Raw genomic sequence first — 22,844 nt, forward strand, 5'->3', positions numbered from 1 at the left:
GAGGATGCCATGAGAAGAGTGTTAACCACGCTGATGATTTTACTGGTCGTGCTGGTAGCCGGCCTGTCGGCGCTGGTATTGCTGGTCAATCCCAACGATTTTCGCGCTTACATGGTGCGCCAGGTCGAAACGCGCAGCGGCTATCAGCTTCAGCTTGATGGCCCGTTGCGCTGGCATGTCTGGCCGCAGCTTAGCATTCTTTCCGGACGCATGACTTTAACCGCGCCAGGGGCACAAACGCCGGTCATAAAAGCCGATAATATGCGTCTTGATGTCGCGCTCTGGCCGCTGCTTTCACACCAGTTGCAGGTCAAGCAGGTGATGTTGAAAGGGGCGATTATTCAGCTGATCCCCGGCAGCAAACCCGTGGCGCAAAAAGACGCGCCGGTGGCACCGCAAGAAAATACCCTGCCGGATGTGGCGGACGATCGCGGCTGGTCGTGGGACATTGCCGGTTTGCAGGTGGCCGACAGCGTACTGGTACTACAGCATGAAAATGATGAACAGGTCACCGTACGCGATATTCATCTGCAAATGGAACAGGATGCCCGCCATCAGGCGACGCTGGATTTCTCCGGGCGCGTGAACCGCAATCAGCGCGACCTGACGTTGTCGCTCAGTGCGAAAATGGATGCCCACGATTACCCGCACACGCTTACCGCGGTGATCGACAATCTGAAATGGCAAGTGCAGGGCGGCGATATCCCGGCGCAAGGCATTGCCGGGGAAGGGCAGTTGCAAGTGCAGTGGCAGAGCGCCCAACAGCGGGTGACGCTAAGCAACCTCAGTCTGACAGCCAACGACAGCGCCTTAACGGGTAATGGCAGTGTGACGCTGGGTGCGAAGCCGGTCTGGGCGCTGGAGTTGCAGTTCGCCAACCTGAATCTGGATAACTTACTGGTGCCGGAAGCGTCTGCCGCCGCCAGTGCCGACGTGCAGCAGCAGGGGCAGGCGCAAAACCGCCTGCCCCGGCCGGTGATCGCCAACAGCCAGGATATGCCACAATATAACAGCCTACGCGACTATAGCGCGCAGATTGGCCTGACTGCGAAGACGCTGCGCTGGCGCGGCATGACATTTACCGACGTGAAGGGGCTGTTTAATAACCAGCAGGGCCTGCTTTCCATTCCGACCCTCGAAGGGAAAATGGGCAATGGTCAGATATCGCTGCCTGGCTCGCTGGATGTGCGTAGCGAGCAGTCGCAGGCCATGTTCCAGCCGCGTCTGACCGACATTGAGATCGGCACCATTCTTAAGGCATTCAACTATCCTCTCGGCCTCAGTGGCGACCTGACGCTGGCGGGGGATTTCTCCGGGCCACGTATCGACGCGGACAATTTCCGTCGTCACTGGCAGGGTGAAGCGCATATTGATCTGAAAAACAGTCGTATGGAAGGGCTTAACTTCCAGCAACTCGTCCAGCAGGCTGTTGCGCGCAGCAGTGATGTAAAGGCGCAGGATAATTTTGAAACGGCCACACGGCTGGACACGTTCACCACCGATCTTTCGCTGGAAGAAGGTCAGGTCACTTTCAGCGATATGCAGGGTAGTTCCCCGGTGCTGTCGCTGACTGGCGAAGGGCACATGGATTTGCTGCAGGAGACGGCGAATTCGCGCTTTAATGTGCGGGTGCTGAAAGGCTGGCAGGGTGAGGGAGAGCTGGTCGAGTTCCTGAAAAACACCCCAATCCCGCTTACCGTTTACGGTAAATGGCAGGCGCTGAATTACAGTCTGCAGGTCGATCAATTGCTGCGTAAGCATTTGCAGGATGAAGCCAAACGCCGCCTTAGTGACTGGGCGGATCGCAATAAAGATCGTCAGAGCGGTAAAGATGTAAAAAAACTGCTCGATAAAATGTAACGCCCTGTCCGGCCTCGTGCAGGCCGGACATGCGCAGCGCATTGCGGCATTACATTATGCCTTCGAGTGCCAGGTGTTGTAGCAGCATAATGGTTTTGCCGTCGGCAATTTCACCGCTGCGGATCCCCGCCAGCGCAGCGCTGAATTCCATTTCCACCACTTCAATATCTTCGCCTTCGTCTGCCAGCCCGCCGCCATCGCTGATGCGTCTGCTGTCGTCATATTCGGCAATAAAAAAGTGCAACTTTTCCGTGACCGAACCAGGGCTCATCCACGCTTCGAAAACCTTCTGTACCTGCTCAAGGCGATAGCCGGTTTCCTCTTCCACTTCATGCTTGATCCGTTCTTCCGGTTCAAGCGCATCCAGCAGCCCGGCAGCCGCTTCCAGCAAAAAGCCATCGTGCTGATTAACAAACAGCGGCAGGCGAAACTGCCGGGTGAGGATAACGCTACGGCGGGCTTTGTTATAAAGCAGGATCACCGCGCCGTTACCACGATCGTACACTTCGCGGGTCTGGCGCTGGTATTCGCCATCACGACGACGGAAGTCGAAAGTGTATTGCGTGAGTTTTCCCCAGTGTTTTGATAGTGGCCTGGAGGAAATAATGCGTATTTGTGCATGTTCAGTTTGCATGGTGGCTCCTGTGGACGTAATATTTGCAGCATAACGTGCAGTTTCGTGCATTATCAAGATATTTCGTGCAAACAGGAGTGCGCAGTGCTGACCTCACAACGTAAGCAGTTGATCCTTGAGCGCCTGGCCGCAGAGGGGCAGGTGCTGTCTAAACATCTCAGCGAGCTTTTTGGCGTTTCTGAAGATACCGTGCGCCGCGATTTACGTGAGCTGGCCGCTGAGGGACGCCTCCAGCGTGTTCATGGCGGGGCGCTGCCAGCTTCTGCGGCTATCGCCACTTTTTCAGAACGCCAGAGCCTGCAATCGGACGCCAAACGGCGCATTGCACAAAAAGGGGCGGAGCTGGTGTCGCCGGGCCAGGTGGTGATGATTGACGGAGGAACAACGACTGCCGAACTGATCACTTTCTTCCCGCCGGATCTCCATCTGACGGTAGTGACTCACAGCCCGGGCATTGCGGTAGGGCTGGCACAACATCCGTTGATCAAGGTCATAATGATTGGCGGTCAGCTTTATAAGCACTCGATCGTCAATGTCGGTGCTGCGGCGTTGGAAGGCATTTCCCGCGTGCGCGCCGATCTCTTCTTTATGGGTGTGACAGGCGTACATGTGGAGGCCGGTCTGAGCACCGGGGATTTTGAAGAGTCGCGGATCAAGCGAGCAATGGCAGACAGGGCGGCAGAAACGGTAGTGCTGGCCTCTCCGGAAAAACTGCATACTGCCTCGCCATGGGTGATTGGCGATATCTCGCTGGTCAATACGTTGGTGGTGGATGCGCAAACCGACACCAGCAGTCTGGCGGGATTTGCGCACCGGGGGATCGCGATTGTCAAAGCCTGAAGTCCTGCCGGGCCTTCGTGGCCTGGCGGGCTACACTTCGTAATCGAGATCGTCTTCGCTTTGCAGGGGGATTAACTGCACTTTCTGCACGCGATGGCTTTCCACTTCGAGCGTTTTCAGCATGACGTTACCCACCTGTACCTCTTCGCCGGGCTGTGGCACCCGTTGCAGGTATTCCATCAGCAAGCCGGCAATGGTGTGGTACTCACGTTTATCGTCCAGCGGCAGGGGAACGTATTGCACCAGGTCTTCCAGCGGCATATGGCCGTTAGCTGTCCAGCTACCGTCGCTGTTTTTCTGAATATCATGGCGGGCGTCGATCTCCTCGACTTCATTGGGCAGGTTACCGGCAATGGTTTCCATCACGTCACTTAGCGTGACAATCCCTTCTACGGAACCGAACTCATCCACCACGAAAGCAAAGTGCGTACGGGCATTGCGGAACTGCTCAAGCGCCGGTAACAGCGGCAGGGTTTCCGGGAATACCAGCGGCTGGCGGATTAAGGCTTTCAAATCCAGGGCGTCCCCGCGCAGCGACTGCTGCAACAGATCAATCACATGCACGACACCGAGCAACTCTTCTTCATCATCTCCGCCTGTGATGACCATCCGGGTATGCTGATTTTTATCGATCAGGGCGCGGATTTCCGCTTCCGGCGCACTGAGATCAATGTGCTCAATATCATGGCGCGAGGTCATAATGCTGCTGACGGAACGCTGATTCAGGTTCAGTACACGTTCAATCATGCGTCGCTCTTGCGGGTTGAAAATCTGGTTGTCATCGCTATCGCGTAGCATCGACGCGGTGTCGGCGTCCAGCTCGGCATCTTCTTTCCGCCCGCTCAGCAGGCGCATTACTGTTTCGGTGGTGCGCTGACGCAACGTCTGATTGGCGAATAAGAAGCGCCGCCGGTTGAAAATCGCCAGCTGATTCAGGGCTTCAATCATTACAGAGAAACCAATCGCCGCGTACAGGTACCCCTTCGGTATATGGAAACCAAAGCCATCTGCGACCAGACTAAAGCCAATCATCAGCAGGAAGCTTAAACAGAGGATCACAATCGTTGGGTGGCTGTTGACGAAGCGGGTCAGGGATTTGCTGGCGATCAACATCAGGGAGATAGCAATGATCACTGCCGCCATCATTACCGCCAGGTGGTCAACCATGCCCACCGCGGTGATCACCGAGTCGAGGGAGAAGACGGCATCCAGCACTACTATCTGTATCACCACGCCCCAAAATTTTGCCCCGCGCCGCTGCGACGGGTTATCGCTATCTTTCCCTTCCAGCCGTTCGTTAAGTTCGACCGTGGCTTTAAACAGCAGAAACAGGCCGCCAATTAACATAATCAGATCGCGGGCGCTGAAGCTTAAATCCCGTACCGTAAATAGCGGGTTGGTCAGTGTCACCAGCCAGGAGATCGAGGCCAGTAGCAGTAAGCGCATCAGCATGGCGAGAATAAGCCCGGTCACACGGGCGCGATCGCGTTCTGCGGGGGGTAATTTTTCTGCAAGAATTGCAATAAAAACCAGGTTATCAATCCCGAGCACCAGTTCGATCACCACCAGCGTGACCAGCCCAGCCCAGATTGACGGATCGGCAATCCATTCCATCGTTAACGTAACACCTTCAGTGATATGACAATTGTCACAGGGCGATCATGGATAAAGCCGACAGAAAATGCAACGCCAGCCTACGATTAATCTTATTTAATATGCCAAACAGGATATATGACAATCTCTTTTCCCTATTTTTATTGGGATTAATAGTTTCTGAATAATAATCAAATTAAGACATTTCGCATGGGTAGTCGTGGATATTGAATTTGTCAATATACGTAAAATCCTAAAAAACGAAAAGTTTGGCCTTAATATTATTCTTAAAAAGATGTTAATCACCAGATGTTAACTTGCCTGCTATTCGCTTAGCTGCAACAATTCTCCGTGCATCATTCAAATATACCAGCGATGTTATTTTCAGCATTGTTTGTCAGTGCTAAAAACACCACCCGCAGTATTTTATCTGACCTGTCTCGTGTCATCGTCAGAAGAGGATAAAAAGGATGTCTGGCAATACCTTAGCGTCGAATCAGTGGTTTGGTTACTGAAAGCCAAGGGCGGTAGCGTGCCCGACAGTTGTCAGATAACCCAGATTATTCTGTATTCGCATGTGGTTGAATAAGCTCTTTTTAGGACTGATGCCAGTTATATTTCTTCGCGATTAACTGCATTCTGAATCTGTGTACAGCTTGAGCGCTTATATAAATCGCACAGGATAATTACTCTGCCAAAGTGATAATTAATCAATGATGAAATCTAAAACGAAATTGATGCCATTATTGGTGTCCATAAGCTTAATGAGTGGCTGCACAGTTTTCCCCGGTAGCAATATGTCTACGATGGGAAAGGATGTGATTAAACAGCAGGATGCAGACTTTGATTTAGACCGCATGGTGAACGTTTACCCATTGACGCCGCGTCTGATTGAACAATTGCGCCCGCGTCCGAATGTTGCTCAGCCAAATATGTCGCTGGATCAGGAAATTGCGGCCTACCAGTACCGTGTTGGCCCTGGCGATGTCCTGAACGTCACCGTCTGGGATCACCCGGAATTGACGACCCCGGCCGGTCAGTATCGCAGCTCCAGCGATGCCGGTAACTGGGTACAGCCAGATGGCACCATGTTTTACCCTTATGTCGGCCGCATTCAGGTTGCCGGCAAAACGCTTAGCGAAATCCGTAGTGATATTACCGGCCGTTTAGCGACGTACATCGCTGACCCGCAGGTGGACGTTAATATCGCCGCCTTCCGCTCGCAAAAAGCCTATATCTCAGGCCAGGTGGGCAAATCCGGTCAACAGGCCATTACCAACGTGCCGCTTACCGTACTTGATGCGGTCAACGCCGCGGGCGGTCTGACCGATAATGCCGACTGGCGCAACGTTGTTCTGACCCACCAGGGGAAAGAGCAGCGCATTTCTCTGCAAGCGCTGATGCAAAACGGCGACCTAAGCCAGAACCGTTTGCTTTACCCGGGCGACATTCTTTTCGTTCCACGTAATGACGATCTGAAAGTCTTCGTGATGGGTGAAGTGAAAAAACAGAGCACCCTCAAAATGGACTTCAGCGGCATGACGCTGACCGAAGCGCTGGGCCAGGCCGAAGGTATCGATCTGACAACCTCCAACGCCAGTGGTGTGTTTGTGATCCGTCCGCTGACAGGCGAGAACGGTCGCGGCGGCAAGATTGCCAATATTTATCAACTGGATATGTCAGACGCCACGTCACTGGTGATGGCGACGAATTTCAGACTCCAGCCGTATGACGTGGTGTACGTCACAACTGCTCCGGTGGCGCGCTGGAATCGTCTTATCTCCCAGTTGCTGCCGACAATCAGTGGCCTTCGCTACATGACCGATTCGGCCAGCACCATACATAAATGGTAATGCGCAATGTTCAATAAAATTTTGGTGGTATGTGTGGGGAACATTTGCCGTTCCCCCACGGCAGAGCGGCTGCTGAAAAAATACCAACCCGCATTAATTGTGGAGTCTGCTGGTCTGGGGGCGCTGTCTGGACGTAGCGCCGATGCCAGCGCCGTAAGTGTGGCGGCGGATCATCAACTTTCTCTGGAGGGGCACATCGCGCGGCAAATTACCGGGAAAATGTGCCGCGAATATGACCTGATTCTGGTCATGGAAAAGCGCCATATTGCCGCGCTGTGCGAGATTGCCCCGGAAATGCGTGGAAAGGTCATGCTGTTTGGCCACTGGGATAACGAACGGGAAATCCCCGATCCCTATCGCAAAAGCCGCGAAGCCTTTGAAGCCGTTTACACCTTACTTGATCAGTCTGCCCGCCAATGGGCGCAGGCATTGCAAGCTCAGCAGGGATAACAATGACAGAGAAAACACACCAATCGCATCATGCTGCCCCGGCGGTGGGCAATGACGAAATTGATATTGGCCGTTTGTTGGGCACAATTGTTGAAGCTCGCTGGTGGGTGCTCGGCATTACGTCGGTGTTTGCGCTTATCGCCGTCGTATATTGCTTGTTTGCTACGCCGATCTATAGCGCAGACGCGCTGGTGCAAATCGAGCAGAACACGGGCAGTTCACTGGTTCAGGATCTGAACAGTGCACTGTCGAACAAACCACCCGCCTCGGAAGCAGAAATCCAGCTCATCCAGTCACGCCTGGTGCTGGGCAAAACCGTGGATGATCTCGACCTCGATATTTCCGTGGTCAAAAACACCTTCCCGTTATTTGGTGCCGGTTGGGACCGCTTGATGGGGCGCCAGAATGAAACAGTAAAAGTCACCACCTTTACGCTGCCGAAAGGCATGAATGAAGACACCTTTACGGTGAAGGTGCTTGGCCCGAAACAGTACATTCTGTCCAGTGATAATGGTTTTGAAGCCCGCGGTGAAGTGGGGCAGTTGCTGAGCAAATCCGGCGTCAGCATGATGGTTGGGTCGATTCAGGCGTCTCCGGATAGCGAGTTTACCGTAACCAAGTTTTCGACGCTGGGGATGATCAACAACCTGCAGAACAACCTTACTGTCACCGAGACAGGTAAAGATACCGGGGTGCTGAGCCTGAGCTTTACCGGCGAAGATCGTGAGCAGATCCGCGCCATCCTTAATAGCATTACCCGCAATTACCTTGAGCAGAATATTGAGCGCAAATCAGAAGAAGCCGCCAAGAGCCTGATTTTCCTCGATAAGCAGTTGCCAGAAGTGCGCCACAATCTCGACGTCGCCGAAGATAAACTGAACGCCTATCGTCAGACGAAAGATTCAGTGGATTTGCCACTGGAAGCGAAATCCGTGCTGGATTCGATGGTCAACATTGATGCGCAGTTAAACGAGCTGACCTTCCGTGAGGCCGAGATTTCCAAGCTGTACACCAAAGTGCACCCGGCTTACCGCACACTGCTGGAAAAACGCCGCGCACTGGAAGATGAAAAAGCCAAACTGAACGATCGCATCACCGCCATGCCGCAAACGCAGCAAGAAATTGTGCGTCTGACCCGTGATGTCGAATCTGGCCAGCAAGTCTACATGCAACTGCTGAATAAACAGCAGGAACTGCGTATCACCCAGGCGAGTACCGTTGGCGATGTGCGTATCGTGGATCCGGCGATTACCCAACCTGGTGTGCTGAAACCGAAGAAGGCGCTGATTATTCTCGGCAGCATTATTCTTGGTCTGATTGTCTCAATAGTGGCCGTACTGCTGCGTTCACTGTTCAACCGTGGTGTTGAAAGCCCGCAGGTACTGGAAGAGCATGGTATGACCGTTTATGCCAGCATTCCGCTGTCGGAATGGCAAAAAGCACGCGACACCATCAAAACCAATAAAGGCGTTAAGCGTTACAAACAGAGCCAGTTGCTGGCGGTCGGTAACCCAACGGATCTGGCGATTGAAGCCATTCGCAGCCTGCGCACCAGTTTGCATTTCGCCATGATGCAGTCGCGTAACAATGTCCTGATGATGACCGGGGTCAGCCCGTCAATTGGTAAAACCTTCGTCTGCGCCAACCTGGCCGCGGTGGTGAGTCAGGCCAACAAACGCGTACTGCTGATCGACTGCGATATGCGTAAAGGCTATACCCACGAACTGCTGGGCACCGACAACATCAACGGCCTGTCTGATGTGCTGGCCGGTAAAGGCCCGGTGGAAAACTGCGCCAAACCGACTTCCATCAGCAACTTTGACCTGGTGCCGCGCGGGCAGATCCCGCCGAACCCCTCTGAATTGTTGATGAGCGAGCGTTTCGCACAGCTGATCCAGTGGGCCAGCAGCCACTATGACCTGGTACTGATTGATACCCCGCCAATTCTTGCCGTGACCGATGCGGCCGTCGTGGGTCGTCACGCTGGCACGACTCTGATGGTTGCCCGCTACGCGGTGAACACGCTGAAAGAGATCCAGACCAGTTTGAGCCGCTTCGAGCAGAACGGCATTGACGTTAAAGGCGTGATCCTGAACTCGATCTTCCGCCGGGCCACGGGCTATCAGGATTACGGTTACTACGAGTACGAATACAAGTCCGATTCGAAATAACAAGACCTTCACCTCTACCCTCAGCGCGCTCCGCCCTCTCCCGAAACAGCGGGGGAGGGCGGGAGTGAGGGCGAAAGCGGCATGTTGAACGTATTAGGGATCGCATCATGAGCACAACAGCAAATCCGTTAATTTCAATTTATATGCCAACCTGGAACCGGCAGCAGCTGGCGATCCGCGCCATCAAATCGGTACTGCGCCAGGATTATCCGCACTGGGAAATGATCATCGTTGATGACTGCTCCGCCTCCTTTGAGCAGTTACAACAATTTATAGAAGAACTGGGCGATCCGCGTGTCAGCTATACACGCAACGCGTTCAACTCGGGTGCCTGCGCGGTGCGCAACCAGGCGATTTTGCAGGCGAAGGGGCAATACATCACCGGCATTGATGACGATGATGAATGGACACCAAACCGTCTGTCTGTCTTTCTGGCACATAAAGATCTGCTGAACACGCGCGGCTTTCTCTACGCCAATGACTATGTCTGCCAGGGCGAAGTGTATAGCCAGCCAGCCAGTCTGCCGCTGTACCCGAAATCGCCGTTCTCGCGCAAGCTGTTCTACAAGCGCAACATTGTGGGTAATCAGGTGTTTACCTGGGCATGGCGCTTTAAAGAAAGCCTGTTTGATACCCAACTGAAAGCCGCGCAGGATTACGACATTTTCCTGCGCATGGTGGAAGAGTACGGCGAGCCAGCGAAAATCGAAGAAGCTACGCAGATCCTGCACATTAATCACGGTGAAATGCAGATCACCTCGTCGCCGAAGAAGTTTTCCGGCTATTTCCATTTTTACCGTAAGCACAAAGCGAAGTTCGACCGCGCCAGTAAAAAATACCAACTGTTTACGCTGTACCAAATCCGCAATAAGCGCATGAACTGGCGCACGCTGTTAACGCTGTTTTCACTGCGCAACGGTAAACGTCTGGCTGATGGATTGCGGGGGAAATAATGCGTCTGGAAGACTTTCGCGCAAACCACTGGAGTCTGCGCCCATGCTGCATGGTTGCGGCCTACCGCATTGCCCATTTTTGCTCCGTATGGCGCAAAAAGCATGTGATTAACAATCTCTGGGCAGCCCCTGTTTTGCTGCTCTACCGCTTTGTCACCGAATGCCTGTTCGGCTATGAAATCCAGGCCGCCGCCACCATTGGCCGCCGTTTCACCATTCATCATGGCTATGCCGTGGTTATCAACAAAAATACCGTAGCGGGTGATGACTTCACTATTCGTCATGGCGTAACGATTGGAAACCGCGGGGCAGATAATCTGGCATGTCCGGTCATTGGTAATGGCGTTGAGCTCGGTGCCAATGTGGTGATGATTGGCGATATCACCATCGGTAACAACGTCACCATTGGGGCGGGCAGCGTCGTGCTCGACAGTGTGCCGGACAACGCGTTAGTGGTCGGTGAGAAAGCGCGTGTGAAGGTGATCAAATGAATATTTTGCAGTTTAATGTCCGCCTTGCCGAAGGCGGCGCGGCGGGTGTTGCGCTCGATTTGCACCAGCGTGCGCTACAAAAAGGGATGCAGTCGCGTTTTATCTATGGGTATGGCAAAGGCGGCAAAAAAAGCGTCAGTCACGATGACTATCCGCAGGTCTACAAACAGACACCGCGCCTGACGTCGATGGCCAACCTGGCGCTGTTTCGCCTGTTTAACCGAGATGTGTTTGGCAATTTAAACAATCTCTATCGCACCATTACCCGCACGGCAGAGCCAGTGGTGCTGCATTTTCATGTGATGCACAGCTACTGGTTAAACCTGAAAGAGGTGGTCGAATTTTGCCAGAAGGTGAAAGCGCATAAGCCCGATGTCACGTTTGTCTGGACCTTGCACGATCACTGGAGCGTGACAGGGCGCTGCGCCTTTACCGATGGCTGTGAAGGCTGGAAAAACAACTGCCAGAAATGCCCAACGCTGACTAACTATCCGCCGGTGAAAGTGGATCGTGCGCATCAGTTAGTGGCCAGTAAGCGTGCGCTCTTTAACGAGATGCTGGCGCTGGGTTGCCAGTTTATCTCGCCCAGCCAGCACGTTGCGGACGCGTTTAATAGCCTGTATGGCGCAGGCCGTTGCCGCATTATTAATAACGGCATCGATGTGGCGACAGAAGCGATTCTCTCAGAGCTTTCGCCCGTGACCGTAACCCAGGGGAAACCCAAAATTGCTGTGGTGGCCCACGATTTGCGCTACGACGGTAAAACGAACCAGCAGCTGGTGCGCGACATAATGGCGCTGGATGACCGCGTTGAGTTGCACACTTTCGGCAAGTTTTCGCCCTTTGAAGCGAAAAACGTAGTGAACCACGGTTTTCTCACTGACAAACGCAAACTGATGAGTGAACTCAATCAGATGGATGCGTTGTTATTTACCTCGCGCGTGGATAACTACCCGTTGATCTTATGTGAAGCCTTATCGATTGGCGTACCGGTGATTGCCACCCACAGTGATGCGGCGCGCGAAGTACTGCAAAAATCTGGCGGGAAAACCTTTAGCGAACAAGAGGTGCTGCCGCTGGTGCAGTGCCATAAAGCGGAGATCGCGCAGGCGGTGTTTGGCGACAGTCTGGAGGCGTTCCGCGCCCGCAGCCGCCAGGCCTACAGTGGACAACAGATGCTGGAGGAATATGTCTCATTCTATCAGGGTCTGTAGTTATCTTTTGTTGCCGCTGATTTACCTGCTGGTCAACGTTAAGATAATTTCGCTCGGCGAAAGCTTCCCGGTCACCATTGTGACGTTCCTTCCGCTACTGCTGCTGCTGTACGTGGACAGGATCAGCGTGAAAAAGCTGATGATCGCATTAGGCGCCGGGGCAGGGCTGACGCTGTTCAACTTCGTGTTCGGTAAATCGCTGGACGCCAGTAAATATGTCACGTCGACGATGCTGTTTGTCTACATCGTGATTATTATCGGCATGGTATGGAGTATTCGGTTTAAAACCATATCGCCGCATAACTACCATAAGATTTTGCGATTTTTCTATATGGTGGTGACGTTTGTGGTAATGCTTGCGGCAATGGAAATGGCGCAGATTATCCTTACTGGCGGCAGCAGTTTGATGGAAACGATCTCGAAATATCTCATCTACAGCAACAGTTACGTGCTGAATTTCATCAAATTTGGCGGTAAGCGAACCACGGCACTCTATTTCGAACCGGCCTTCTTCGCTCTGGCATTAATCTCAATTTGGCTCAGCGTGAAACAGTTCGGTATCAAAACGCCAAAGACCGATGCTATGATTTTGGCAGGGATAGTACTTTCGGGATCGTTCTCTGGGGTAATGACGTTTATCCTGTTCTACCTGCTGGAGTGGGCTTTCCAGTATCTGAACAAAGACGCGATCCGTAAAAAGTTACCGTTAGCAATTATTTCATTGGCAGTGTTTATTGTCGGCCTGGTATTTGCTTTTCCATATATCGCCACACGCATTGGCGATTTAGGGACGGAAGGTTCTTCCTCTTATTACCGTATTATCGGTCCGTTAGTGATGGTGGGATATTCCCTGACCAATATCGACGGGGTAGTAAGATTCGGCTCACTTTATGAATATGTCGCATCATTCGGAATCTTTAACGGTGCAGACGTCGGGAAAACAATAGACAATGGGTTGTATCTGCTGATCATTTATTTTTCATGGTTCGCAGTAATACTGACCGGATGGTACCTGTTTAAAGTTGGGAAAATGATGATCAGCGCCTTTGGCAATAATCAGAATTTTCGCGTTCAGCTTTACTTGTTCACTCCGATATCGTTGTTTTTTACGGGGTCAATTTTTAGCCCGGAATATGCGTTTTTAATTGTTTGTCCATTTATTCTGCGCAAGGCGTTGAATATAACGGCAAGATGATGAGGTGGGTCACATGCTGCTAACTGTTATTACTGTTGCATTTCGCAATCATGAAGGTGTGGTGAAGACCTGGCAGTCTCTGGCCCATCTGGCGAAAGCGCAGGATATCGAGTTCGAATGGATTGTGGTTGATGGCGGCTCGCAGGACGGAACTGCGGATTTTCTGAAAAGTCTTAACGGTCAATATAATTTACGTTACATCAGTGAGCGTGACAAAGGCATATATGATGCTATGAATAAAGGCATTGATATGGCGTCAGGCCGCTTCGCTTTATTCCTCAATTCCGGCGATATATTCCATGAAGAAATTGTGGATGTTGTTCGTCAGCTGGAAGATCAAACCGAAACCGCGATGTATATTGGTGATGCGATGCTGGATTTTGGCGATGGTACTAAAATTCGCCGCACGGCAAAACACGGCTGGTATATTTATCACAGCCTGCCAGCAAGCCATCAGGCAATATTTTTCCCGGTGACGGGTCTAAAAACATACCCCTACGATCTGCAATTTAAAGTCTCTTCCGATTACGCGTTAGCAGCCAGAATGTTTAAAGCGGGTTTTCCGTTTAAGCGTTTGAAAGGCCTGGTGTCTGAATTTTCTATGGGCGGTGTTTCTACATCGAATAACCTTGAACTCTGTCAGGATGCCCGAAAAGTTCAGCGCACAATATTGCGAGTGCCAGGTTTTTGGGCGCAATTGTCCTATTTATTGCGTCTGCGGACGACAGGCAAAGCAAAGGCCTTATATAACAAAGCATAACGCTCAAATATAAGGAAAACCGATGCAGGACTTACAAGGATTCTCCGTGCCGAAAGGCTTTCGGGGCGGCAACGCTATTAAGGTTCAACTGTGGTGGGCGGTTCAGGCGACATTATTCGCATGGTCCCCACAGGTGCTGTATCGCTGGCGTGCATTCTTATTACGCCTGTTTGGCGCAAAGGTAGGTAAGGGCGTGGTTATTCGCCCTTCGGTGAAAATCACCTACCCGTGGAAATTAACGTTAGGCGATTACTGCTGGGTAGGAGATGACGCAGTGTTATACACGCTGGGTGATATTTCTATCGGTGCGAATTCAGTTGTTTCACAGAAATGTTATTTGTGCACTGGCAGTCACGATTATATGAGCGCGCATTTCGATATTAACGCGACGCCAATTGTGATTGGCGAGAAATGCTGGCTGGCGACAGATGTGTTTGTCGCTCCCGGCGTGACCATCGGCGACGGGACGGTGGTGGGTGCGCGCAGCAGTGTTTTTAAAACGCTACCGGCAAATGCGATTTGCCGTGGCAATCCCGCAGTGGTGACGCGCGAACGCGTTGAAAAGGTAACCCCCTAACAGGGAACATTGAGGAAAATAAATTATGTCTAAAGTCGCTCTCATCACCGGCGTAACCGGGCAAGATGGTTCTTATCTGGCAGAACTGCTTCTGGAAAAGGGCTATGAAGTCCACGGCATTAAGCGTCGCGCCTCCTCATTCAATACCGAGCGTGTGGATCACATCTATCAGGATCCGCACACCAGCAATCCGAAGTTCCACCTGCATTACGGTGACCTGACTGATACGTCGAACCTGACCCGTATCCTGCAGGAAGTTCAACCGGATGAAGTGTACAACCTGGGTGCGATGAGCCACGTTGCGGTCTCTTTCGAGTCCCCGGAATACACCGCCGATGTGGATGCCATGGGTACGCTGCGTCTGCTGGAAGCGATTCGCTTCCTCGGTCTGGAAAAGAAAACCCGCTTCTACCAGGCATCCACTTCCGAGCTGTACGGCCTGGTGCAGGAGATCCCGCAGAAAGAAACCACGCCTTTCTACCCGCGCTCTCCGTATGCTGTTGCCAAACTGTATGCCTACTGGATCACCGTGAACTACCGTGAATCTTATGGCATGTACGCTTGTAACGGCATCCTGTTCAACCACGAGTCTCCGCGCCGTGGCGAAACGTTCGTCACCCGTAAAATTACCCGCGCTATCGCCAACATCGCACAGGGTCTGGAATCCTGCCTGTACCTCGGCAACATGGACTCCCTGCGTGACTGGGGCCATGCCAAAGACTACGTGAAAATGCAGTGGATGATGCTGCAACAGGAAAAACCGGAAGACTTCGTTATTGCGACCGGCGTGCAGTACTCCGTGCGTCAGTTTGTTGAAATGGCGGCAGCACAACTGGGTATCAAACTGCGCTTCGAAGGTACGGGCGTGGAAGAGAAAGGTATTGTTGTTTCCGTGACTGGCCACGATGCGCCAGGCGTAAAACCGGGTGATGTGATTGTTGCCGTTGACCCGCGTTACTTCCGTCCTGCTGAAGTAGAAACCCTGCTTGGCGACCCGACCAAAGCGCACGAAAAACTGGGCTGGAAACCGGAAACGACGCTGCAGGAAATGGTTTCCGAGATGGTGGCGAAAGATCTGGAAGCAGCGAAAAAACACTCACTGCTTAAGGCCCATGGTTACGAGGTTGCGATCGCACTGGAGTCCTGAGCATGACGAAACAACGTATTTTTGTGGCTGGCCATCGCGGGATGGTGGGGTCAGCCATCGTACGGCAGCTGGAACAGCGTGCGGATGTTGAACTGGTGCTGCGTTCCCGTGAGGAACTGAACCTGTTGGATTCCGCCGCCGTGCATGCGTTTTTCGCGAATGAACGTATCGACCAGGTGTATCTGGCGGCTGCGAAGGTGGGGGGTATTGTGGCGAACAATACCTACCCGGCGGACTTCATCTACGAAAACATGATGATTGAGAGCAACATCATTCACGCCGCGCACCAGCATGACGTGAACAAATTGTTGTTCCTCGGTTCGTCCTGTATTTATCCGAAACTGGCGCACCAGCCGATCGCGGAAAGCGAACTGCTGCAAGGTACGCTGGAGCCGACTAACGAACCTTATGCGATTGCCAAGATTGCCGGTATCAAGTTGTGCGAATCCTATAACCGTCAGTACGGTCGTGATTACCGTTCGGTAATGCCGACCAACCTGTATGGTCCGCACGATAACTTCCATCCGAGCAATTCTCATGTGATCCCGGCGCTGCTGCGCCGCTTCCATGAAGCCACAGCGGAAAATGCGCCGGATGTGGTGGTGTGGGGCAGCGGTACGCCGATGCGCGAATTCCTGCATGTGGATGATATGGCCGCGGCCAGCATTCACGTTCAGGAACTGGCCAGCGAAGTGTGGCAGGAAAATACCGAACCGATGCTGTCGCACATTAACGTAGGCACCGGTGTGGACTGCACTATTCGCGAGCTGGCGCAGACCATTGCTAGCGTGGTGGGTTACAAAGGGCGTGTGGTGTTTGACGCCACCAAACCCGATGGTACGCCGCGTAAATTGCTGGATGTGACGCGCCTGCATCAGCTTGGCTGGTATCACGAGATTTCACTGGAAGCAGGGCTTGCGAGCACCTACCAGTGGTTCCTTGAAAACCAGCACCGGTTCCGGGGGTAGGCATGTTTTTGAGTCAGGAAGATTTTGCCACGGTGGTGCGTTCAACCCCGCTGATTTCTATCGATTTAATCGTGGAAAATTCACGCGGCGAGTTTTTGCTCGGCAAACGCACTAACCGTCCGGCCCAGGGTTACTGGTTCGTACCGGGCGGACGCGTGCAGAAGGATGAGCCGCTGGCGGCCGCTTTCGAGCGTCTGACCCAGGCTGAACTGGGACTGCGCCTGCCGATGTCGGCGGGCGAGTTCTACGGCGTCTGGCAGCACTTCTATGACGATAACTTTTCCGGCCCGGACTTCTCCACCCATTACATTGTGCTGGGATTCCGTTTGCGGGTAGACGAACAGACGCTCGAACTGCCAACGGATCAGCACAATGATTATCGCTGGGGAACGCCGGAGTCGCTGATTGCCGATCCGTTGGTGCATGACAATAGCCGCGCCTATTTCCTCGACGCACAGGGAGTGCCGGGCTTATGAAAATCCTGGTCTATGGCATTAACTATTCGCCGGAGCTGACCGGGATCGGTAAGTACACCGGCGAGATGGTGGAATGGATGGCCCGTCAGGGCCATGACGTGCGCGTGATCACCGCGCCGCCGTACTACCCGGAATGGAAAGTGGGCGAGCACTACAGCGCCTGGCGCTGGCGTAAAGAGCAGGGGGCCGCAACCGTCTGGCGTTGCCCGCTGTACGTTCCTAAGCAGCCGTCAACGCTGAAACGATTGCTGCATCTGGGTAGTTTTGCCCTGAGCAGCTTCTTTCCGCTGATGGCGCAACGTAGCTGGAAACCCGATCGCATTATCGGTGTCGTCCCGACGCTGTTTTGCACGCCAGGTATGCGCCTGCTTGCCAAACTGAGCGGTGCGAAAACGCTGTTGCATATTCAGGATTATGAAGTCGACGCCATGCTCGGTCTGGGCATGGCCGGCAAAGGCAAAAGCGGTCGTGTGGCGCGACTCGCGATGGCCTTTGAGCGCAGTGGATTGCACAACGTGGACAACGTATCGACCATTTCCCGTTCAATGATGAATAAAGCGCGGGAAAAAGGCGTTGCTGCGGACAAAATTATCTTTTTCCCGAACTGGTCTGAAGTTGCGCGTTTCCGCGATGTCGACGCGGAGAGCGTCGCGCAATTACGCCGCAACCTTGGTCTGCCGGAGGATAAAAAAATCATTCTTTATTCCGGCAATATCGGTGAAAAGCAGGGGCTGGAGAGCGTGATTGAAGCCGCTGCCCGGCTGCAAAGCCATCCGTGGCTATTTGTCATTGTCGGACAGGGCGGCGGTAAAGCACGCCTGGAAAAAATGGTAAGCGAACGGGGCCTGAGCAATGTGAAGTTCTTCCCGTTACAGCCTTATGACGCGTTGCCCGCGCTATTACGCATGGGCGACTGCCACCTGGTTATCCAGAAGCGCGGTGCGGCAGATGCCGTTTTGCCGTCCAAATTAACCAACATTCTGGCGGTAGGTGGCAACGCGGTGATCACCGCGGAAGAGAGTACTGAACTCGGCCAGCTGTGTCTGACCCAGCCTGGCATTGCGGTCTGCGTGGAGCCGGAATCGGTGGATACGCTGGTCTGGGGCATTGAACGCGCACTGGCGCTGCCCAAAAACAACACGGTGGCACGTGAATATGCCGAACGCACGCTCGAAAAAGAGAACGTGTTACGCCAATTTATTGCTGATATCAGCCCGGAGGATTCGGCTCAGCCTGTGGCCGCGCATGCGCATCACAGCAGCCTGAATTTCGACGGCAATGGGGATAAATCATGAGTCAAACGCAACTGTATCCGGTGGTGATGGCCGGAGGCTCTGGCAGTCGTCTGTGGCCGCTGTCCCGCGTGCTTTACCCTAAACAATTTCTCTGCCTCAAGGGCGATCTCACCATGCTGCAAACCACCGTCAGCCGTCTGAATGGGGTGGAGTGCGAAAGCCCGGTGGTGATTTGTAATGAGCAACACCGTTTTATTGTTGCCGAGCAACTGCGTCAGCTGAACAAGCTGACCGAGAATATCATTCTCGAACCTGCCGGGCGCAATACCGCACCGGCTATCGCGCTGGCGGCACTGGCGGTGAAACGCCATAACCCGGATAGCGATCCGTTAATGCTGGTGCTGGCGGCTGACCATGTGATCCAGAATGAAGAAGCGTTCCGCAGCTCGGTGCGAGACGCCATTCCGTATGCAGAGAGCGGCAAACTGGTGACCTTCGGCATTGTGCCGGATCTGCCGGAAACCGGGTATGGCTACATCCGTCGTGGCGAGGTCTGTGAAGGCAAGGCCGACGCGGTTGCGTTTAACGTGGCGCAGTTCGTTGAAAAGCCAAACCTTGAAACCGCGCAAGGCTATGTCGCGACAGGCGAATATTACTGGAACAGCGGTATGTTCCTGTTCCGTGCCGGGCGCTTCCTTGAAGAACTAAAAAAATACCGTCCGGATATTCTCACCGCCTGCGAACAGGCGATGGAGGCTACCGACCCGGATATGGACTTTATCCGTGTGGATGAAGAGGCGTTCCTGGCCTGCCCGGAAGAGTCTATTGACTATGCAGTCATGGAAAGAACCGCTGATGCGGTGGTCGTGCCGATGGATGCAGGCTGGAGCGATGTGGGCTCATGGTCTTCGCTGTGGGAAATCAGCCAGCACACGCCGGAGGGAAACGTCCACCACGGCGACGTGATTAGCCACAACACCGAAAACAGCTATGTTTATGCGGAGTCCGGGCTGGTCACCACCGTCGGGGTAAAAGATTTAGTCGTAGTGCAGACCAAAGATGCTGTGCTGATCGCTGACCGCAATCAGGTGCAGGATGTGAAAAAAGTGGTCGAAAAAATCAAAGCGGATGGTCGCCATGAACACCATATCCACCGCGAAGTCTATCGTCCGTGGGGGAAATATGACTCTATCGATTCCGGCGACCGTTATCAGGTAAAACGCATTACCGTTAAGCCGGGTGAGGGGCTTTCCGTGCAGATGCATCACCACCGTGCCGAGCACTGGGTGGTGGTCGCGGGCACGGCGAAGGTGACCATTGACGACGACGTCAAGCTGCTGGGCGAAAACGAGTCTATCTATATCCCGCTGGGCGCGCGTCACTGCCTGGAAAATCCCGGCAAAATCCCGCTCGATCTGATTGAGGTGCGCTCCGGTTCGTATCTCGAAGAGGACGATGTCGTGCGGTTCAAGGATCGTTACGGGCGCGTGTAACGCCCGACACCGGATGAGGCGACCTCATCCGGTCTGCACACTTTTTTTAATCCCATATTGATGGCCATTTTGCGGTCAAGGCTGACTGTTGCCTGAAGAAGAGGTAATGATGGAAAAATTAACCTGTTTTAAAGCTTACGATATCCGTGGAAAGCTGGGCGATGAACTGAATGAAGATATTGCATGGCGTATTGGCCGCGCCTACGGTGAATACCTGAAGCCCGAGACAATTGTGCTGGGCGGTGATGTACGGCAGACCAGCGAGTCGCTGAAAATGGCGCTGGCAAAGGGTCTGCAGGACGCCGGCGTCGATGTGCTTGATATCGGGCTTTCCGGTACGGAAGAGATCTATTTCGCCACCTTCCACCTCGGCGTGGATGGCGGCATTGAAGTCACCGCCAGCCACAACCCGATGGACTACAACGGGATGAAACTGGTGCGTAAGGGTGCGCGCCCGATCAGCGGTGATACCGGTCTGCGCGATGTGCAGCGTCTGGCGGAAGCGAACGATTTCCCGCCGGTGAACCCGGAAAAACGCGGGAGCTATCAACAAATCGACCTGCGCGATGCCTATATTGACCATCTGCTTGGCTATATCGACACCAACAACCTGACGCCGTTAAAACTGGTGATTAACTCCGGTAACGGTGCCGCAGGCCCGGTGATCGATGCGATTGAAGCCCGCTTTAAGGCACTGAATGTGCCGGTAACCTTCGTGAAAGTGCATAACGACCCGGATGGCACCTTCCCGCACGGTATTCCTAACCCGCTGTTGCCGGAGTGCCGCGCCGATACCCGTAATGCGGTGATTGAACACAACGCCGATATGGGTATTGCGTTTGACGGCGACTTTGACCGCTGCTTCCTGTTTGACGGTGACGGCCAGTTTATCGAAGGCTATTACATCGTGGGGTTGCTGGCGGAAGCGTTTCTGGAAAAACACCCCGGCTCCAGGATCATCCACGATCCGCGTCTCTCCTGGAATACCGTCGACGTGGTAAGCCGCGCTGGCGGTACCCCGGTAATGTCGAAAACCGGCCACGCCTTTATCAAAGAGCGTATGCGCCAGGAAGATGCCATTTACGGTGGCGAAATGAGCGCACACCACTACTTCCGCGACTTTGCCTATTGCGACAGCGGCATGATCCCCTGGCTGCTGGTAACCGAACTGCTGTGCCTGAAAGGCAAAACGCTGGCTGAACTGGTCAGCGATCGCATGGTGGCATTCCCCGCAAGCGGTGAAATCAACAGCAAACTGGCCGATCCGGCCACGGCGATTGCCCGTGTTGAACAACATTTTACCCCGGGTGCGCTGGAGATCGACCGCACGGACGGGATCAGCATCGCTTTCGCCGACTGGCGCTTTAACCTGCGCTCTTCCAACACCGAACCGGTGGTGCGTCTGAACGTGGAATCCCGTCACGATGTCTCGTTGATGGAAGCACGAACGCAGGAAATTCTGGCGCTGTTGAATCAGTAACTATGAGGCGTTCCTCTCCCCTGGTCGGGGGAGAGCGAACAAACAGGCAGGTACAACGATGACGAATCTAAAAAAGCGTGACCGGGCCAAAACGAATGCATCGTTAATCTCCATCGTGCAGCGCTTCTCTGACATCACCATTATGTTTGGCGGGCTGTGGGTGGTGTGCAAGGTGAACGGGTTGCCGTTTTTTTACATGCATCTCATGATGGCTCTGATTACCCTGGTCGTCTTCCAGATGATTGGCGGGATGACTGATTTTTATCGCTCCTGGCGGGGCGTCAAAATGATGACTGAACTGACGTTGCTGCTGCAGAACTGGACATTAAGTCTGATCTTCAGCGCGGGCGTGCTGGCGTTCAACAATGATTTTGACAACACCTTCAATATCTACCTTGCCTGGTATCTGTTAACCAGTATGGGCTTAATGCTGAGCCGTGCGGTGATACGTTTCGGCGCGGGCTGGTTGCGTAACCTGGGTTACAACACCCGACGCGTCGCGGTGGCCGGGGACCTGCCCATCGGCCAGGAACTGCTTGAAGGCTTCCGTAATGAGCCCTGGCTGGGGTTTGATGTGGTGGGGGTGTACCACGATCCGCAGCCTGGCGGTATTACCACCGGTTGGGCTGGCAATCTCGATCAACTGGTTGAAGATGCCAAGTCTGGCAAAATCCATAATGTCTATATCGCTATGTCGATGAATGACTCGCGTTGCATTAAAAAGCTGGTGCGCGATCTGGCGGATACCACCTGTTCGGTGATCCTTATTCCGGATGTCTTTACCTTTAATATCCTGCATTCACGTATTGAAGAAGTGAATGGCGTGCCGGTTGTCCCGCTGTATGACACGCCGTTGTCCGGGGTAAACCGTATCCTGAAGCGCATTGAAGACATTGTGCTCTCGTCGCTGATCCTGCTGCTGATTTCGCCGGTGCTGCTGGCCATTGCCGTGGCGGTGAAGATGAGCTCACCGGGGCCGATTATTTTCCGCCAGACCCGCTACGGTATGGACGGTAAGCCTATCAAAGTGTGGAAATTCCGTTCAATGCGCGTGATGGAGAACGACAAAGTGGTGACGCAGGCCACACAGAACGATCCCCGTGTTACTCGCGTCGGCAGTTTCCTGCGCCGGACCTCGCTGGATGAGTTGCCGCAGTTTATCAACGTGCTTACTGGTGGGATGTCCATCGTTGGGCCGCGTCCGCATGCGGTTGCGCACAATGAGCAGTATCGCTCGCTGATTGAAGGCTACATGTTGCGTCATAAAGTGAAACCTGGCATCACCGGCTGGGCGCAGATCAACGGCTGGCGTGGCGAAACCGACACGCTGGAAAAAATGGAAAAACGTATTGAATTCGACCTTGAGTATATCCGTGAGTGGAGCCTGTGGTTCGATATCAAAATTGTTTTTCTGACCATCTTTAAAGGCTTTGTTAACAAAGCGGCGTATTAAG

At 53.5% G+C, this 22,844-nt stretch carries 20 protein-coding genes; 18 read left to right on the forward strand and 2 right to left on the reverse strand.

The genetic code is table 11. The annotated features are described in order from the left end of the window. Positions 1-9: 9 nt before the first annotated feature. Positions 10-1,860 (forward strand): outer membrane assembly protein AsmA, encoded by a 1,851-nt coding sequence (gene asmA, locus ACUY4S_RS08285; protein ID WP_458022653.1) that lies wholly within the window; start codon positions 10-12, stop codon positions 1,858-1,860. 49 nt (positions 1,861-1,909) lie between these two features. Here asmA and ACUY4S_RS08290 read toward each other — a convergent pair whose 3' ends face one another. Further along, entirely contained in the window at positions 1,910-2,494 is a 585-nt protein-coding gene (locus ACUY4S_RS08290) for an NUDIX hydrolase (RefSeq protein WP_458022652.1), read from the reverse strand. An 84-nt stretch (positions 2,495-2,578) separates the two neighbouring features. On the opposite strand from ACUY4S_RS08290, the gene ACUY4S_RS08295 reads away from it, so the two are divergent. After that, positions 2,579-3,334, forward strand: a complete 756-nt coding sequence (locus ACUY4S_RS08295) for a DeoR/GlpR family DNA-binding transcription regulator (protein WP_312687757.1) — start codon at positions 2,579-2,581, stop codon at positions 3,332-3,334. Between the two features lie 30 nt (positions 3,335-3,364). Here ACUY4S_RS08295 and ACUY4S_RS08300 read toward each other — a convergent pair whose 3' ends face one another. Beyond that, complete coding sequence (locus ACUY4S_RS08300; RefSeq protein ID WP_312687755.1) at positions 3,365-4,948, reverse strand: TerC family protein; 1,584 nt, start codon at positions 4,946-4,948, stop codon at positions 3,365-3,367. A gap of 692 nt (positions 4,949-5,640) precedes the next feature. Between ACUY4S_RS08300 and ACUY4S_RS08305 the strand changes: the two genes are divergently transcribed. The 16 genes from ACUY4S_RS08305 (at position 5,641) to wcaJ (ending at position 22,843) form a co-directional block, all read left to right on the forward strand. Then, positions 5,641-6,780, forward strand: coding sequence for a polysaccharide export protein (locus tag ACUY4S_RS08305; RefSeq protein WP_312687753.1), 1,140 nt, complete (start codon positions 5,641-5,643; stop codon positions 6,778-6,780). A 6-nt stretch (positions 6,781-6,786) separates the two neighbouring features. Then, positions 6,787-7,230: a low molecular weight protein-tyrosine-phosphatase Wzb gene (gene wzb, locus ACUY4S_RS08310; protein ID WP_312687751.1), complete on the forward strand. Its 444-nt coding sequence runs from the start codon at positions 6,787-6,789 to the stop codon at positions 7,228-7,230. A 2-nt stretch (positions 7,231-7,232) separates the two neighbouring features. Further along, a complete protein-coding gene (wzc, locus tag ACUY4S_RS08315) occupies positions 7,233-9,401 on the forward strand; it encodes a tyrosine-protein kinase Wzc (RefSeq protein WP_312687749.1) in 2,169 nt (722 codons plus the stop codon). A 107-nt stretch (positions 9,402-9,508) separates the two neighbouring features. Next, the gene (gene wcaA / locus ACUY4S_RS08320; RefSeq protein ID WP_312687747.1) at positions 9,509-10,354 is read left to right on the forward strand and encodes a colanic acid biosynthesis glycosyltransferase WcaA; all 846 of its coding nucleotides are present in this window, start codon (positions 9,509-9,511) and stop codon (positions 10,352-10,354) included. Beyond that, entirely contained in the window at positions 10,354-10,845 is a 492-nt protein-coding gene (gene wcaB, locus ACUY4S_RS08325; RefSeq protein WP_312687745.1) for a colanic acid biosynthesis acetyltransferase WcaB, read from the forward strand. The genes wcaA and wcaB overlap by 1 nt, the downstream gene beginning before the upstream one ends. Further along, positions 10,842-12,059, forward strand: coding sequence for a colanic acid biosynthesis glycosyltransferase WcaC (gene wcaC / locus ACUY4S_RS08330; RefSeq protein WP_312687744.1), 1,218 nt, complete (start codon positions 10,842-10,844; stop codon positions 12,057-12,059). The genes wcaB and wcaC overlap by 4 nt, the downstream gene beginning before the upstream one ends. After that, positions 12,034-13,254, forward strand: coding sequence for a colanic acid polymerase WcaD (gene wcaD / locus ACUY4S_RS08335; protein ID WP_312687742.1), 1,221 nt, complete (start codon positions 12,034-12,036; stop codon positions 13,252-13,254). The genes wcaC and wcaD overlap by 26 nt, the downstream gene beginning before the upstream one ends. 13 nt (positions 13,255-13,267) lie before the next feature. Next, positions 13,268-14,014, forward strand: a complete 747-nt coding sequence (gene wcaE, locus ACUY4S_RS08340) for a colanic acid biosynthesis glycosyltransferase WcaE (protein ID WP_312687740.1) — start codon at positions 13,268-13,270, stop codon at positions 14,012-14,014. A gap of 22 nt (positions 14,015-14,036) precedes the next feature. Continuing rightward, positions 14,037-14,591, forward strand: coding sequence for a colanic acid biosynthesis acetyltransferase WcaF (wcaF, locus tag ACUY4S_RS08345; protein ID WP_312687738.1), 555 nt, complete (start codon positions 14,037-14,039; stop codon positions 14,589-14,591). Positions 14,592-14,616: 25 nt separating this feature from the next. Next, the gene (gene gmd, locus ACUY4S_RS08350) at positions 14,617-15,738 is read left to right on the forward strand and encodes a GDP-mannose 4,6-dehydratase (protein WP_044173143.1); all 1,122 of its coding nucleotides are present in this window, start codon (positions 14,617-14,619) and stop codon (positions 15,736-15,738) included. Between the two features lie 2 nt (positions 15,739-15,740). Further along, a complete protein-coding gene (gene fcl, locus ACUY4S_RS08355; RefSeq protein WP_312687732.1) occupies positions 15,741-16,706 on the forward strand; it encodes a GDP-L-fucose synthase in 966 nt (321 codons plus the stop codon). 2 nt (positions 16,707-16,708) lie between these two features. Next, positions 16,709-17,182, forward strand: coding sequence for a GDP-mannose mannosyl hydrolase (locus ACUY4S_RS08360; RefSeq protein WP_312687730.1), 474 nt, complete (start codon positions 16,709-16,711; stop codon positions 17,180-17,182). After that, entirely contained in the window at positions 17,179-18,477 is a 1,299-nt protein-coding gene (gene wcaI / locus ACUY4S_RS08365; protein ID WP_458023564.1) for a colanic acid biosynthesis fucosyltransferase WcaI, read from the forward strand. The genes ACUY4S_RS08360 and wcaI overlap by 4 nt, the downstream gene beginning before the upstream one ends. Further along, positions 18,474-19,910: a mannose-1-phosphate guanyltransferase gene (gene cpsB / locus ACUY4S_RS08370; RefSeq protein ID WP_458023565.1), complete on the forward strand. Its 1,437-nt coding sequence runs from the start codon at positions 18,474-18,476 to the stop codon at positions 19,908-19,910. The genes wcaI and cpsB overlap by 4 nt, the downstream gene beginning before the upstream one ends. A 109-nt stretch (positions 19,911-20,019) precedes the next feature. Beyond that, entirely contained in the window at positions 20,020-21,390 is a 1,371-nt protein-coding gene (gene cpsG / locus ACUY4S_RS08375; protein ID WP_458023569.1) for a colanic acid biosynthesis phosphomannomutase CpsG, read from the forward strand. Between the two features lie 58 nt (positions 21,391-21,448). Beyond that, a complete protein-coding gene (wcaJ, locus tag ACUY4S_RS08380; protein ID WP_312687725.1) occupies positions 21,449-22,843 on the forward strand; it encodes an undecaprenyl-phosphate glucose phosphotransferase in 1,395 nt (464 codons plus the stop codon). The last annotated feature ends 1 nt before the right edge of the window (position 22,844 follow it).

The sequence above is a fragment of the Kosakonia beeri genome, assembly GCF_054165705.1.

Excerpts from the sequence above, each read along its gene's own strand:
- asmA (WP_458022653.1), top strand. The coding sequence starts at position 10 with ATGAGAAGAGTGTTAACCACGCTGATGATTTTACTGGTCGTGCTGGTA.
- ACUY4S_RS08290 (WP_458022652.1), bottom strand. The coding sequence starts at position 2,494 with ATGCAAACTGAACATGCACAAATACGCATTATTTCCTCCAGGCCACTA.
- ACUY4S_RS08300 (WP_312687755.1), bottom strand. The coding sequence starts at position 4,948 with ATGGAATGGATTGCCGATCCGTCAATCTGGGCTGGGCTGGTCACGCTG.
- ACUY4S_RS08305 (WP_312687753.1), top strand. The coding sequence starts at position 5,641 with ATGATGAAATCTAAAACGAAATTGATGCCATTATTGGTGTCCATAAGC.
- wzb (WP_312687751.1), top strand. The coding sequence starts at position 6,787 with ATGTTCAATAAAATTTTGGTGGTATGTGTGGGGAACATTTGCCGTTCC.
- wzc (WP_312687749.1), top strand. The coding sequence starts at position 7,233 with ATGACAGAGAAAACACACCAATCGCATCATGCTGCCCCGGCGGTGGGC.
- wcaA (WP_312687747.1), top strand. The coding sequence starts at position 9,509 with ATGAGCACAACAGCAAATCCGTTAATTTCAATTTATATGCCAACCTGG.
- wcaB (WP_312687745.1), top strand. The coding sequence starts at position 10,354 with ATGCGTCTGGAAGACTTTCGCGCAAACCACTGGAGTCTGCGCCCATGC.
- wcaC (WP_312687744.1), top strand. The coding sequence starts at position 10,842 with ATGAATATTTTGCAGTTTAATGTCCGCCTTGCCGAAGGCGGCGCGGCG.
- wcaD (WP_312687742.1), top strand. The coding sequence starts at position 12,034 with ATGTCTCATTCTATCAGGGTCTGTAGTTATCTTTTGTTGCCGCTGATT.
- wcaE (WP_312687740.1), top strand. The coding sequence starts at position 13,268 with ATGCTGCTAACTGTTATTACTGTTGCATTTCGCAATCATGAAGGTGTG.
- wcaF (WP_312687738.1), top strand. The coding sequence starts at position 14,037 with ATGCAGGACTTACAAGGATTCTCCGTGCCGAAAGGCTTTCGGGGCGGC.
- gmd (WP_044173143.1), top strand. The coding sequence starts at position 14,617 with ATGTCTAAAGTCGCTCTCATCACCGGCGTAACCGGGCAAGATGGTTCT.
- fcl (WP_312687732.1), top strand. The coding sequence starts at position 15,741 with ATGACGAAACAACGTATTTTTGTGGCTGGCCATCGCGGGATGGTGGGG.
- ACUY4S_RS08360 (WP_312687730.1), top strand. The coding sequence starts at position 16,709 with ATGTTTTTGAGTCAGGAAGATTTTGCCACGGTGGTGCGTTCAACCCCG.
- wcaI (WP_458023564.1), top strand. The coding sequence starts at position 17,179 with ATGAAAATCCTGGTCTATGGCATTAACTATTCGCCGGAGCTGACCGGG.
- cpsB (WP_458023565.1), top strand. The coding sequence starts at position 18,474 with ATGAGTCAAACGCAACTGTATCCGGTGGTGATGGCCGGAGGCTCTGGC.
- cpsG (WP_458023569.1), top strand. The coding sequence starts at position 20,020 with ATGGAAAAATTAACCTGTTTTAAAGCTTACGATATCCGTGGAAAGCTG.
- wcaJ (WP_312687725.1), top strand. The coding sequence starts at position 21,449 with ATGACGAATCTAAAAAAGCGTGACCGGGCCAAAACGAATGCATCGTTA.